12 protein-coding genes are annotated in these 12877 nt (G+C 67.3%); 2 read left to right on the forward strand and 10 right to left on the reverse strand.

Going from position 1 to position 12877, the window contains the following annotated elements; genetic code table 11:
- Nucleotides 1–31: 31 nt before the first annotated feature.
- The 7 genes from AB0P08_RS16460 to AB0P08_RS16490 all read right to left on the reverse strand — a co-directional run bounded on the left by AB0P08_RS16460 (nucleotide 32) and on the right by AB0P08_RS16490 (nucleotide 8174).
- On the reverse strand, nucleotides 32–1189 hold the full coding sequence (locus tag AB0P08_RS16460; protein ID WP_363590571.1) for a glycosyltransferase family protein: 1158 nt from the start codon (nucleotides 1187–1189) through the stop codon (nucleotides 32–34).
- A gap of 63 nt (nucleotides 1190–1252) precedes the next feature.
- Nucleotides 1253–2458 carry a glycosyltransferase family protein gene (locus AB0P08_RS16465; protein ID WP_363590572.1) on the reverse strand — a complete coding sequence of 402 codons (1206 nt, stop codon included), beginning with the start codon at nucleotides 2456–2458 and terminating at the stop codon, nucleotides 1253–1255.
- Nucleotides 2459–2471: 13 nt separating this feature from the next.
- A complete protein-coding gene (locus AB0P08_RS16470; RefSeq protein ID WP_363590573.1) occupies nucleotides 2472–4256 on the reverse strand; it encodes an ABC transporter ATP-binding protein in 1785 nt (594 codons plus the stop codon).
- Between the two features lie 3 nt (nucleotides 4257–4259).
- Nucleotides 4260–5246: a Gfo/Idh/MocA family oxidoreductase gene (locus tag AB0P08_RS16475; protein WP_363590574.1), complete on the reverse strand. Its 987-nt coding sequence runs from the start codon at nucleotides 5244–5246 to the stop codon at nucleotides 4260–4262.
- Entirely contained in the window at nucleotides 5246–6343 is a 1098-nt protein-coding gene (locus tag AB0P08_RS16480) for a DegT/DnrJ/EryC1/StrS family aminotransferase (protein WP_363590575.1), read from the reverse strand. Before AB0P08_RS16480 ends, AB0P08_RS16475 begins: the two co-directional genes overlap by 1 nt.
- Nucleotides 6340–6951, reverse strand: a complete 612-nt coding sequence (locus AB0P08_RS16485) for an acyltransferase (RefSeq protein WP_363590576.1) — start codon at nucleotides 6949–6951, stop codon at nucleotides 6340–6342. Before AB0P08_RS16485 ends, AB0P08_RS16480 begins: the two co-directional genes overlap by 4 nt.
- A 44-nt stretch (nucleotides 6952–6995) precedes the next feature.
- Entirely contained in the window at nucleotides 6996–8174 is a 1179-nt protein-coding gene (locus AB0P08_RS16490; RefSeq protein ID WP_363590577.1) for a glycosyltransferase family 4 protein, read from the reverse strand.
- 57 nt (nucleotides 8175–8231) lie between these two features.
- Here AB0P08_RS16490 and AB0P08_RS16495 point away from each other — a divergent pair, with 57 nt between their 5' ends.
- A complete protein-coding gene (locus AB0P08_RS16495) occupies nucleotides 8232–8930 on the forward strand; it encodes a glycosyltransferase family 2 protein (protein ID WP_315637136.1) in 699 nt (232 codons plus the stop codon).
- A 2-nt stretch (nucleotides 8931–8932) separates the two neighbouring features.
- Nucleotides 8933–9286 (forward strand): DUF2304 domain-containing protein, encoded by a 354-nt coding sequence (locus AB0P08_RS16500; RefSeq protein WP_315637138.1) that lies wholly within the window; start codon nucleotides 8933–8935, stop codon nucleotides 9284–9286.
- Here the strand turns inward: AB0P08_RS16500 and AB0P08_RS16505 are convergent.
- Genes AB0P08_RS16505 through AB0P08_RS16515 form a run of 3 tightly spaced genes read right to left on the reverse strand, consistent with a single transcriptional unit; the run spans nucleotide 9270 to nucleotide 12822 of the window.
- Nucleotides 9270–11162 carry a DUF6541 family protein gene (locus AB0P08_RS16505; RefSeq protein WP_363590578.1) on the reverse strand — a complete coding sequence of 631 codons (1893 nt, stop codon included), beginning with the start codon at nucleotides 11160–11162 and terminating at the stop codon, nucleotides 9270–9272. The genes AB0P08_RS16500 and AB0P08_RS16505 overlap by 17 nt on opposite strands.
- Nucleotides 11159–11896, reverse strand: coding sequence for an ABC transporter ATP-binding protein (locus AB0P08_RS16510; protein WP_315637140.1), 738 nt, complete (start codon nucleotides 11894–11896; stop codon nucleotides 11159–11161). The genes AB0P08_RS16505 and AB0P08_RS16510 overlap by 4 nt, the downstream gene beginning before the upstream one ends.
- Nucleotides 11893–12822, reverse strand: coding sequence for an ABC transporter permease (locus tag AB0P08_RS16515; protein WP_315637141.1), 930 nt, complete (start codon nucleotides 12820–12822; stop codon nucleotides 11893–11895). The genes AB0P08_RS16510 and AB0P08_RS16515 overlap by 4 nt, the downstream gene beginning before the upstream one ends.
- Nucleotides 12823–12877 lie beyond the last annotated feature (55 nt).

Genomic DNA, 12877 nt, shown 5'->3' on the forward strand with positions numbered 1-12877 from the left:
GGGTCCGGCCCTGTTGCGGCTTCCTCAGGCCTCAACGTGCCTCGAGGAGACGTACCAGCAGCGCCTCCTCGGTGGCGACGTCCGTGCTCGATGAGAGGGCTTCGGCGGCGGCATCGGTGCGCGCTTTGAACCCGCGAATCTCCGCACGGGAGAGGCCGCGGATCGCTCGCACGAGGTCTTCCGGCGCATACCCATCGGTGATCACGCCGAGCCCATGTGTAGTGATCAGGCGGTCTGTCTCGACGGAGGGGCCGAAGACGAAACCGAGACGGGCCTGTACGAAGTCGAAGAACTTGTTCGGAAGCATCAGCCTGTGGTTGGGCGTGTGCGGAGGAAGGAGGTACACCCCCAGATCGAACGGATTCAACGTCTGCGGGAGCTCTTCGGGAGCCACGGCAGCGTGCAAGGTCGTCCGCGGGCTGGACGCGATGCGCTCTGTGAGGGAACGCCAGTACTGATCCGCATGTCTGGAGGGGATGAGGAAGAGATCGAGAGTGTACCCGTCCCCCAGTCGATCAACGGCATCGATGATCGCCTCGATGTTGCGCCCGGGAACCGCGCCGCCGCTGTGAACGAGACGTATCCGGTCGTCGGCCAGTGGCGATGGCGACAGATCGGCACGATATGCAATCGCGTTGCGCACCACCTCGGGCCGGACGCCGAAGCGATCGGCGTAGAGATCCGCGATGGATTCGTTGACGGTGGTGGACGCCGCGATCCCAGGCAGGTATTCCCGACACACCCAGTCCATGAAAGGAGCGATCAGCAGTCTCCAGGACAGAACGTGCGAGCGCTCCGCCGGCGCCCACTCGTGCAGATCACACCACACGCGAGGCGATCCCTGCACGAGGGAGGCCAAGGGCAGCGCCCGGGCCTCGTTAGCCACGACGATGTCGAACGAGCGACCCTGCAAGGCCAGGCGCGCGGCTCGCACCGCAGGAGCGTCCATCGCGACGGAACGGTAACGACGTAAGGCCAGCTTGAGGACGCCGGGAATGGTCTGAGGAAGCGAAGGGAGGCTTCTATCGATCTCGATGTGATCCACTGCTGCATCAGGGCGGTCGCCATACGACAACGTCGTCACGTCACCGTGACGCGCAAGTACATCGAGCTGCCGCAATACCCGGGCGTCCGATCGGATGTCGGAGAAGGATACGCAGAGGATCCGCGGGCGTCGGATGTCAGTCACAGAGGCTCCAGAGTACTTCGGCGTCACAGAGGGAAGGGATCTTTGGAAACTACCAGCGCAGCTTCACGGGGTGGCGGGCTGCCGGCCGAGGAACGGAGCGAGGGCGGCGGCGGACATCCTGCCGTCATGTACCGCCCTAACGTACTCGGGTCCCGCCGCCGCCGTGTCCGCCCACCGCTCAGGGGCACTCAGGACTTCACGCAATCGCACCTCGATCTCACTGAGGCGGGTCTGGACGATCGGCAGCTCGCGGCCCGTCCGCTGCCGAACGGTCTCACGAACCTCCTCGTGCACGTGCCCGAGGGTGAGGCGACCTGCCGCCATCGCCTCGCACGACGCGACGCCGTAATCTCCGAGCCGAAACTGGTCGAGGACGATGTCTGCCTCCCGATAGACCTCCGGCATCCGCTGGGACGCGATGCCCTGCAGACGGCGGTACGTGATCAGCCCTTCGTCAGCGAGGGACGTCAGGATGTCATCGATGCGAGCGTCGCCCTTCATAGGAGAATTGCTCGGCACATAGGCCACTGTGGGCCTGCCTGCCGCAAACGGTTCGCGCTCCGAACGCCACCGCGCCGGGTCGACCACCACCGGGAGCCACCTGGATCGGGGAACGTCGAGCAGACCGGGGGTGGAGACGAAGACCGGGAGATCGGACTCCTCGACGAGACGACGGTTCTTTCGCGCGTTCGTCTCCAGAACGCGCACAGAATCGAGGGGATACGCGCCGTGCGTGCCGAAGGGCGAGTCCGGCTCCCACCGCGCGTGGGCGCTCGGGAGCCGAATATCGCTACCGTGCCAGACGAGTCCCACGCGCGTGCCGCGTCTCACCGCCTCCTCGGCGACCTCGAGCGGGCTTCGGATCGGATCCGTCCCGTACAGATATCGGCCCGATTCCAAGAGCACGTGGGTGAAACCCGACTCCACGGCGGCCCGCTGACGACGCTGCCATCCTCTTGAGAAGACGAACGCTCCTTCCGGCACGGTCAGATCGGTCGGGAACCGGAAGTTCGTCGCGGCCACCGTTCCGATCGTGACGTTCTGCGCCCCGACGTCCGGGAGAATCTCCGCGGCGCGTGCCCACTGATATCCTTGGCCCGCGGAGTTGACGGGCGTGACGAGAAGCCGAACCTCTCCGTTCGGCCGTGCAGACACCGGAACCCCGCCCTGCCATCCGAGGCGCCCAGGAAGCATCTTCCCCAGCAGAGCGTCAGGGAGGACACCGAGTGCCGTCCGCGCGAGCCGCGTCGCGAATGACCGGATACTCATCGCTCTATCCGTCTCACGCCAACCCCGCGAGGCGCGCCTGGTGTGCGAACTCCGGACTTTTCGCTACGACCTCATCGAAACTGCCTTGCGCCGCGATGGTCCCATCGTGAAGGAAGAGGATCTGATCCGAATCGCGGATCGTGCTCAGGCGATGAGCGACGGCGATCACAGTCACATCGCCTCGGAGGTCACGGATGGCCTGCGACACATCGGCCTCCGTCTTCGTATCCAGTGCGCTGGTGGCCTCGTCGAGGACGAGGACCAGCGGGTCATTGTAAAGCGCACGCGCGATTCCGAGCCGCTGCCGCTGCCCTCCGGAAAGGCTCAGACCGCGCTCTCCGACTCGCGTCTCCAGACCGTCCGCGCGGCCTTCGATAACGCTCCACAGCTGCGCGCGTCGCGCAGCGTCCTCGACCCGAGACCGATCGAAATCATCACCCCAAGACAGGGCGATGTTCTGCGCTATCGTGCCGTCGAAGAGCGTCACTTCCTGTGGCACGTATCCGACGTGGGTACGCCACGCGGCGAGAACGTCCTCGAGTGGACGGCCATCCACGCGGATGCGGCCCGCAGTCGGTGTGAGGAGCCCCAGCAGCAGGTCTACGAGAGTCGACTTTCCGGCTCCGGACGCACCGGCGATCCCCACCGTACTGCCCAGCGGGATCCGCACGGTGACATCTCGCACGGCAGGGACGTCGCTGCCGGGGAATGTGAAGCTCGTGTTCTCGAGCTCCAGAAGCCGCGGCTCCGCGGGCAGGGGCTCTCGGCCGAGGACCTCGCGATCCGCCAGGAACCGCTTCGACGCCTCGATATCCGCGATCACGGTGTCGACATAGGGGCCGGAGGTAAGGGTCCGGGTGATCACGGACTGGAAACCGGAGAGCGAGGGCACCAGCCTGAAGCCGGCGATTCCGAACAGAGAGACTGCGGAGACCGTCGCCGCCATATCGCCGTTGTTGGTGAGATATGCCGCGCCTCCGACGACAATGAAACCGCCGATGATGGCGGCGTCGAAGATGAACCGCGGTACCGAAGCGAGGAAGCTTGAGTTCGCGCGCGCACGGGCCGTGCGAGCGCGATTCTGCTTCACGACGTCACTGACCTCATCCGCTTTGTCGCGGAGCGTGATCTCTTTCAGGGAGGCCACCATGCCAGAGATCAGCGCAGCGACACGCAACGACGAATCCCTGGCCACGCGGGCGGCTTGTCGTGTCTTTCCGCTCAAGACGAAGTACTGGAGGACCGCGATTCCCCCGAGATAGACGATGGTCACGAGCGCTGTCAGCGGCTGTGACACGACGATGACTCCGACGACGCCCACCGAGGTCACGATCATGCCGGGGAGAGTCATCACCGGCAGGAGGAAACCCGCAATCACACTCGCGATGCCGGTATCCGACATCTGAACGATCTGGGCGCTGTTGCGCGATATCCGATCAGTCCATGAGGCCCGAATGTAGGCGCTGAACAGTTCCTGTCCCACCGCCAATTCATAGGAGGCGAACCGACGCGTCGCGATCCATTGCAGCCAGACGTTCGCGGCCGATTTCGCCACGACGACGGTAGCGAGGACCAGGATCAACCAGAGGATCTGATCCTGTGGGACCTGCCCGATCAATGGAAGCGCCACACCGGATCCCGCGACGGTGCTCGCGAGCGCGAGCGCGAGAAGCATGAGTGCCACGACGTCGACGACGGCCAGGATCGCCGACACGATGCCGAAGACGACGAGAAACCTCCGCGCCGACGGCGGCAGGAACGGAAGGAGACGCCGCAGCGTGCGGTAGATGCGTTTCATGGCTCAGATGACGACGGCATCACCGCTGCGCGCGGAGCTCAGAGCGGCCTCCACGACGGTCAGCGTCCGCAGTCCCTGCTCCATGGTGACGACGTCGGTCTGCTGCCCGAGCACGGCATCGCGGAAGGCCTCATGCTCGACGCGCAGCGGCTCGCGCTTGGCGAACGCGTAGCGCGTGACGTCTCCTTCGGAGACCCCGCGGAAGGAGGACACGGACTCCCATTCGAGGGGGATCGTGCCGTTGGCGTAGAAGGTGAGGTCACCGGTGGAGGTGTCCGCGACGAACGCGCCCTTCTCCCCTGTGACGACGGTGACGCGCTCCTTCATCGGGCTCAGCCAGTTGACGATGTTGTTCACGATCACGCCGTTGGCCGTGCGTCCCGTGATGGTGATCATGTCCTCGTGCTCGCGACCGCTCTTGAAGGCGGTCTGCGCGAACACGCGCTCGTAGTCGCTCTGCACGACCCAGGCCGTGAGGTCGACGTCATGGGAGGCGAGGTCCTTCGCCACCCCGACGTCCGCGATCCGCGACGGGAAGGGACCCTGCCGACGCGTGACCACCTGATACAGGGCGCCGAGCTCGCCCCCCTCGATACGGCGGCGCAGCTCCTGCACGGCCGGGTTGAAGCGCTCGATGTGCCCGACCGCTCCGACCAGGCCCGCCGCGGCGAAGGCATCGACCATGCGCTGACCGGCGTCGACCGTGTGCGCGATCGGCTTCTCGACGAGGGTGTGGACGCCCGCGGCCGCGAGCTTGAGCGCCGCGTCCTCGTGGAACCTCGTGGGCACCGCGACGACGGCGATGTCGACGCCGGCGTCGATGAGCGCGTCGATGTCGGGGAGGATCTCCAGGTCGCCCGCGACGCCGTGCGGGTCGCCGCCCGGGTCGGCGATCGCGACGAGCTCGACACCGTCCAGCTCGCGCAGCACGCGGGCGTGGTGGCGACCCATCATCCCGACGCCGAGGAGACCGGCGCGCAGGTCCGCCATCAGGCACCCGCCTTCGCGACGGCGTTCACGGCGGCGACGATGCGCTCGAGGTCGCCCTGGCTGAGCGACGGGTGCACCGGCAGCGAGGCGACCTCGCGCGCGGCGCGCTCCGTCTCCGGCAGGTCGAGGCCGGGCGCGAAGTGCGTCAGCGACGGGAGGCGGTGGTTCGGGATCGGGTAGTACACGCCGGCGCCGACGTTGTGCTCGTTCTTCAGCGCGGCGACGAAGCCGTCCCGGTCCTCGGGGACGCGGATCGTGTACTGGTGGTACACGTGCACGGCACCCTCGGCGACCGGCGGGACCACGACGCCCTGCAGGTTCGCATCGAGGAAGGCCGCGTTCTGCTGACGGGTCTTCGTCCAGCCGTCCACCTTGGTCAGCTGCACGCGACCGATCGCGGCGTGGATGTCGGTCATGCGGGCGTTGAAGCCCACGATCTCGTTCTCGTACTGCCTCTCCATGCCCTGATTGCGCAGCAGCTTGACCTGACGGGCGATCTCGTCGGTCGCCGTGGTCACCATGCCGCCCTCGCCGCTGGTCATGTTCTTCGTCGGATAGAGACTGAACATGGCGAACTCGCCGAACGAGCCGACGGGACGGCCGTCCAGCGACGCGCCGTGCGCCTGGGCCGCGTCCTCATACAGGGCGACGCCGCGCTCGGCGGCCAGGGCCTCGAGCTCGCGCATCCGGGCCGGGTGCCCGTAGAGGTGCACGGGGAGGATGCCCTTGGTCTTCGGCGTGATCGCGGCGGCGACGGCCTCGGGGTCCAGGGAGAACGTGTCCGGCTCGATGTCGACGAAGACCGGGGTGCCCCCGGTGAGCGCCACCGAGTTGCCGGTCGCGGCGAAGGTGAAGGACGGCACGATGACCTCGTCACCGGGGCCTACTCCGGCGGCGAGCAGACCGAGGTGCAGACCCGCGGTACCGGAGTTGACCGCCACGGACGGGCGGCCGGGCACGAAGTGCGCCGAGAACTCCTGCTCGAAGGCGGCGACCTCCGGGCCCTGCGCGACGATGCCGCTGCGGAGGACGCGATCGACCGCCTCGCGCTCTTCGTCGCCGATGAGGGGCTTGGCGGGGGGAATGAACTCGCTCACACGGTCTCCTTGGTCAGTGTTCCGTCGGTCTCGATGAAGCGCGCCCCGGTCGCGGGGCACACCCAGGTGTGATCGTCGTCTCCGCGCGTGAGCGGGACGCCCGCCTCCCCGACCCAACCGATGCGGCGGGCGGGGACGCCGGCGACGAGGGCATGCGCAGGGACGTCCTTGACGACCACGGCGCCGGCCGCGACCGTCGCCCAGGCGCCGATCGTCACCGGGGCGACGCAGGTCGCGCGGGCGCCGATCGACGCGCCGCGCTCGATGGTGACCCCGACCGGCTCCCAGTCGTGGGCGCTCTTCAGGGTGCCGTCGGCGTTGATGGCGCGGGGGTACGTGTCGTTGGTGAGCACGACGGCGGGGCCGATGAAGACGCCGTCGCCGAGTTTGGCGGGCTCGTAGACCAGGGCGTAGTTCTGCACCTTGCAGTTGTCGCCCATCTCCACACCGGTACCGATGTACGCGCCGCGTCCGACGATGCAGTTCTCGCCGAGGCGGGCCTGCTCGCGGACCTGGGCGAGGTGCCAGATGGAGGATCCGTCGCCGATGACGGCGTCGGCGGACACATCGGCGGAATCGACGATCCGCACGCGGGAGGTTTCAGTCACGGGGCTCCTTGCACGCTGCGCGATGAGGCAGCACTGACGAGATTCTACTTGGCGTTGCTCCGCGAACCTCGACGCGCGCCGCGAACGACGTCTGCGGCGCGGGCACCGACGGTGGCGAGCGAGGCGTTGTCGACCGCCCATGCGGCACGACCCGCCCTCGCGCCCTCGGTCTCGCCCGAGGCCCACTCATCGAGCAGCCGCCGCATGGCCACGGCCACCTCCTCCGGGTCGAATCCGACGGCTTCGCCGAGTCCGCCCGCACGCACGACCTCGCCGCCCGTCTCTGCGCCGGTGAAGAGCACCGGGGTCCCGACCGCTGCCGCCGCGTACGTCTTGGTCGGTCGGGCGAAGTCGTAGCCGATGCCGGGGACGATGCTCACCAGCGCGCCGACCGCCCCCCGGATCCAGGAAGCCGAGGTCGCGGGCCCGACCAGTCCCCCGAAGTGCACCCGGCCGGGCACGAGCTGCGCGGCGAGCTCCTTCAGCTCCTCCTCCACCGCTCCCTGACCGAAGAAGCGGAGCTCGATGTCCTCGTCCGGAAGCAGAGCGAGCGCACGGATGAAGACGTCAGGCTGCTGCCACTCCGACATCGTGCCGGTGTAGACGAAGTAGGGCCGCTCCGCCTCGTGCGGCACGACGTCCGGACGGAACACCGTGGTGTCGATCCCGTTGCCGACCGTCACGACGCGCTCCGGTCGCCCGCCGATCGCGGCGAGCCGCTCGGCGACCTCGTCCGAGACGGCCAGCGAGCGCGTCGCGCGGCGCAGGACGAAGCGCTCGACGAACCGCATGACCGCGACCACCGGACCGGGGGCGTCCATCGACGCGACCGCATCCGTCCACACGTCGCCGGGATAGTAGACCAGCGGGCGACGGGTGAGGAAGGCGGCGATCGCCGCCGCGAAACCGGTGGTCGGCGGCGCCTCGGCTACCACCACGTCGCTGCGGCGGGCGAGCAGCCGGAAGAAGAGCGGCACGTCGAAGGACAGGTACGGGATGTATCCGCGGATGGCCCCGCTGCGGTCTCGCAGCACCGGCGCGCGCCGCACGACCACCCCCGGGGCATCGGCGATCACGGTGTCGCGCGGGGGCTTCGTGCTCAGCACCGTGACATCGGAGTCGGCAGCCAGGGCGTGGGCGAGTGCCTCCATCCGGAAGCTGGCGGCGGTCACCTCCGGCGTGTACAGCCGTGTCGCGATGACGGCGCGTCGTCTCCTCGACATCCTGCCCCTGCTGCTCGGTGGACCGGCGCCCGAATCGACACCTGACACAATAGAACCATGTCCTCGAGCGTCCCCGCGCCTTCCCCCGCCGATCCCCGCGCATGGGTCGTCATCCCCCTCTACAACGAAGCGACCGTCATCGGCGGCGTGATCGAGAGTCTCAAGCCTCACTTCGCACACATCGTCTGCGTCGACGACGGCTCGAGCGACGGCTCGGCGGCAGAGGCTGCGGCGGCGGGGGCTCACCTGGTGCAGCACCCGGTCAATCTCGGCCAGGGCGCGGCTCTCCAGACGGGGATCGACTTCGCCCTGGCGCACCCCGAGTGCGACTACATCGTGACCTTCGACGCTGACGGCCAGCATCGCGTGGAGGACGCGCTCGGCATGCTCCAGCTCGCCAGGGACGAGGATGTCGCCATCGTGTTCGGCTCCCGGTTCCTCGACGACCGGACGAATCCCGGATGGATGAAGAAGGTCATCCTGAAGACCGCCGTGTGGGTCACGAACCTCACCACGAGTCTGAAGCTGACGGACGCGCACAACGGATTGCGCGTGATCCGCCGGGACGCGGCCCAAGGCATCGAGCTCAAGCAGGACCGCATGGCGCACGCCACCGAGATCGTGCTCGAGCTGGGGCGGACCCGTCTGCCCTGGAAGGAGTACCCCGTCGAACTCCTCTACACCGACTATTCGAAGGCGAAGGGCCAGAGCGTGCTGAACTCCGTGAACATCCTCGTCGACCTGGTGGTGCGCTGATCATGTGGATCCAGGTCCTTCTCATCGCCGCGATCGTCATCCTCGCGGTCTTCATGATGCGCCGCACCGGCGCCGACAGCCACCTGGCTATCCGGCGGCTCCTCATGGGGCTCTTCGTCGTCGTCGCCGTGTTGTCCGTGCTGTTCCCGCAGTGGCTCAGCTGGCTCGCTCAGCTCGTCGGGGTCGGCCGCGGTACCGACCTCGTCCTGTACGGACTCATCGTGATGTTCCTCGCCTTCGTGTACTCCCAGTACCGGCGGAACATCGCTCTGCAGCGTCAGCTCACCCTGCTCGCTCGTAAGATCTCGCTGCTCGAGGCGGAGGAGCACGAGAGGGACGCTAGTCGCAACCCGTGACCTCGTAGAGCGTTGCATCCCCCACTCGATCCACCTCGGTGAGGATCGACGCCTCATCTAGATCGTGCAGACCGTCGTACGTGGTGTAGTGGTTCTGGAAGAGCACGGTGTCGCCGAAGTCGAGCGCATGCGTCACGCCGAGGTTCTCGATCGCATCGCAGACGGCGGCGTCTCCCTCCACCAGAGTCCGCGCCAGCAGCGCCGCATCCGCGCCGTAGCGGCCGGTCACGTGCGGGAAGACGACGTCATGCCCTGTGTAGGCGAAAAGCAGTCCCGCTCCCGTGAGCGGGTCTCCGATGACCAGCGCGTCCTCCGGAAGCCCTGCCTCCAGGCGCTCGAACAGGGCTGCCTCGTCCGGAGAGAGTCCTTGGGACGCGCCGTCGAAGCGATAGCTGACGTCGCGCATGTAGCGCAGATCGTTGCGCAGGGCGAGCAGGTGAGTGGCCGCGAGGAGGGCGATGACGCCGATGAGGACGATGGCCGTGACGCGTCGTCCTGCACGCCAGAGGGCGTGGAGCCGGTCGACGACGAGCGACATCCCGAGGGCCGCCAACGGAAGTCCCCAGATCGCCAACAGCGCGGCTACCCGGGTGGTGTCGTCGTACCAGATCCCGACGAGGAAGCTGCGCAGGGGCAGCACGGGAAGCCACGCCGAGGCGAGGTAGAGCACGGCGCTGACGAGATAGGAGACGAGCACCCACCACAGGCGTTCTCTGGCGGCACGCCAGACCCCGAGAAGGACCAGGATGCCGAGGAGAAGCCCGGTGCTGCGGCCCACGGGGCTGAGGAAGAGGACTTCCCCTGAGGCTTGCGCGATCGTCTGGGTCGGCAGCCACTCGTGAGTGGTGACGTTCGCCTTGCTCCAGAGAGACACGAAGGCCACGGATCCCACGGCGACGCTCAGGCCGACGACCACGCGGGTCGCCGATCCCCCGCGGCGAGCGGCCTCCCACGCGCGCCCAAGGACGAACGGAAGCAGAAGCACCAGAGCGCCGAGGAGTGCAGACGGATGCCCGAGCCCTGTTCCTGCCGCCACGGCAAGCGCCACCAGGAGGCGCAGGGTGCGTCCCGGCCAGGGAATCGCCGGCGCGAACGCGAGGAGCACCGCCGCGATCAGGATCGGGATCAGGGCCGTGCCGATCAGGTTCGGATAGAGGACTCCCCAGTTCAGGAATCCCAGAGGGAAGACGCTGAAAGCGAAACCCACCAGCGGTGCCCAGATCGCTGCGGCGGGCCACGAGGGGAAGACGACTCGGGTGACGGTGGCCATCGCGACCGGCCAGACGAGAGCGATGACCGCGATGGTCACGACGTTCGTCGCGGGGACCACACCGCCGGCGACCGGCAGGACCAGACTCGTGAGGGCGTGCCACAGAGTCGGATAGAACGACGTGCTGTGGCCGGGAAGCACCATCGTCATGTGCAGGGGCGACGCGTCGCCCGTCGCCGCCACGAACTCGACGGCATTCAGGTGGAACAGACCATCGTAGAGCTGAGAGGGGTCGTTCGGGCTTCCGATGCCGACGACGAGGATGACCACCCATCCGGCGAAGGCCGCTGCGATCGCGAGCCACACGGCGCCGCCCGTCCGGCCGGCCGGGACTGTCGCTGATCGGCGACCCAGGAGACGCAATGTCGCGGCCACCGCCCAGACCACGGCGCTGACGATCCCGACCGGAAGGAGACCCCACCGCATCCCGAGAACCGGAGCGACGAGCGACGACGCGGCCACGATGCCCAGCGACACGCCGATCGACATGCCGAGGCGGACGACGGCAGAGACGCCGCGGAGCAAGAGGCCGACGGGAAGGCCGGGGATCACGAGCAGAGCAAGCGCCGTGACCAGCGCCGGCGTCTGTGCGAGCCAGGCGTTCACGCGTCCACCAGGGCGATGGCGCCTTCGATGTCTCCGTCGTAGACAACCTGGCCCTTGCTGATGACGACACCGCGGGTGCAGAGTTCCCGCACCATCTCCATGTCGTGGCTGACCACCACCAGCGTCTTCCCGGCGGCGATGAGCTCCTCGAACTTCAGGCGGCACTTCTCACGGAAGGGCGCGTCGCCGACGGACAGGATCTCGTCGACGAGCAACACATCCAGTTCCACATGGATCGCGACGGAGAAGGCCAGGCGCATGAACATGCCCGACGAGTAGTGCTTCACCTCCTGGTCGATGAACTGCTCGATCTCGCTGAAGGCGACGATCTCGTCGTATCTCGCCTCGATCTCGTGCTTCTTCATCCCGAGGATCGCGGCATTGAGGAACACGTTCTCCCGCCCTGAGAGCTCCGGGTGGAAGCCGGCGCCGACCTCGATGAGGCCCGCGACCCGCCCCCGGGTGAGGACCTCGCCCTCATCCGGCTCCATGACCCCGGAGATGAGCTTGAGAAGTGTCGACTTCCCCGAGCCGTTGAAACCGAGGATGGCCACCGACTGGCCCTCGTCGATCACGAGATCGACGCCCTTGAGGGCCTCGAATGCGCTCGTGAGTTTGCGACGCTTGATCCAGGACACCACCGTGTCCTTCAGCGAGAACGCGTGGTTGAGCGTGAACCGCTTCCGAGCTCCGTCGACGATGATGCTCGGGCGATGCGTGGTCTGCATTGTCATAGATCCTGGGCGAACCTTCCCTCGAGCCGACGGAAGACCGCCTGGCCGATCAGAAGCGTTGCGGCGGCGATGAGGAACGCGAAGAGCGTGTTCCACGCCAGCCCGGGGGGCAGCGATGCCATCGTCTCCCCCGTCGCCGTCACGACGCCTTCCGTCACGGGCCGCCAGAACGCGTAGTGGAACAGCTCCACCGCCTGGGTGATGGGGTTCAGAAGATAGATCTCGACGACCCACTGCGGCCACCCCAGCGTGTTCACCACCGCGTCCTGCACCTGCGTCCAGCTGTAGAGAACCGGGGATGCCCAGGTCGCGAGGAGGAGGAAGAGCTCGACGATGTTCTCGGCGTCGCGGTACCGGACGTTGAGCGCCCCGAAGAGCAGGCCGAGACCGAGGCTGAAGACCATCACGATCACCACGGCCGCGACCATCGCGAGGAGACCCAGGACCGAGATCTGAGTCAGCCATCCGAGGAACAGGCACACCACCAGCAGGAGAGCCATCTGCGGCAGGAAATGGACGAGCGCCACGATCGTCGCCGAGACGGCGAAGAGCTGTCTCGGCAGGAAGACCTTCCGCACCAGCGGGGCATTCCCCACGATCGATGTCGTCGCGTTCTTGAACGCCTCGGAGAACAGGTTGATGACGATGATGCCGGAGAACAGGTACACCGCGTAATTGGGGATGCCACGGTCGAGACTGAGGAAGAGACCGAGAACGACCCAGAAGACGAGGAACTGCGCCCCTGGCCGGACATATGACCACGTCCATCCGAGGACGGAGTTGCGGTACCGCGTGGTCACGCCGGTACGGACGAGCAGGCGCAGAAGATACCGCCAGCGCACCACGTCGATCAGGCCCCGGCTCTTTCCAGGCGTGTCGAACTGGTTGCGCGGGACGGCGGCGAAGAGATCTCGGGTAACGGTCACAGGCCCACTCATTCAGGACGCGGCGACGGATACCGCCGCGGAACGAAGCAATTCT

Source organism: Microbacterium meiriae (genome assembly GCF_040686935.1).
In the GTDB taxonomy this organism is placed as follows: Bacteria; Actinomycetota; Actinomycetes; order Actinomycetales; family Microbacteriaceae; genus Microbacterium; species Microbacterium meiriae.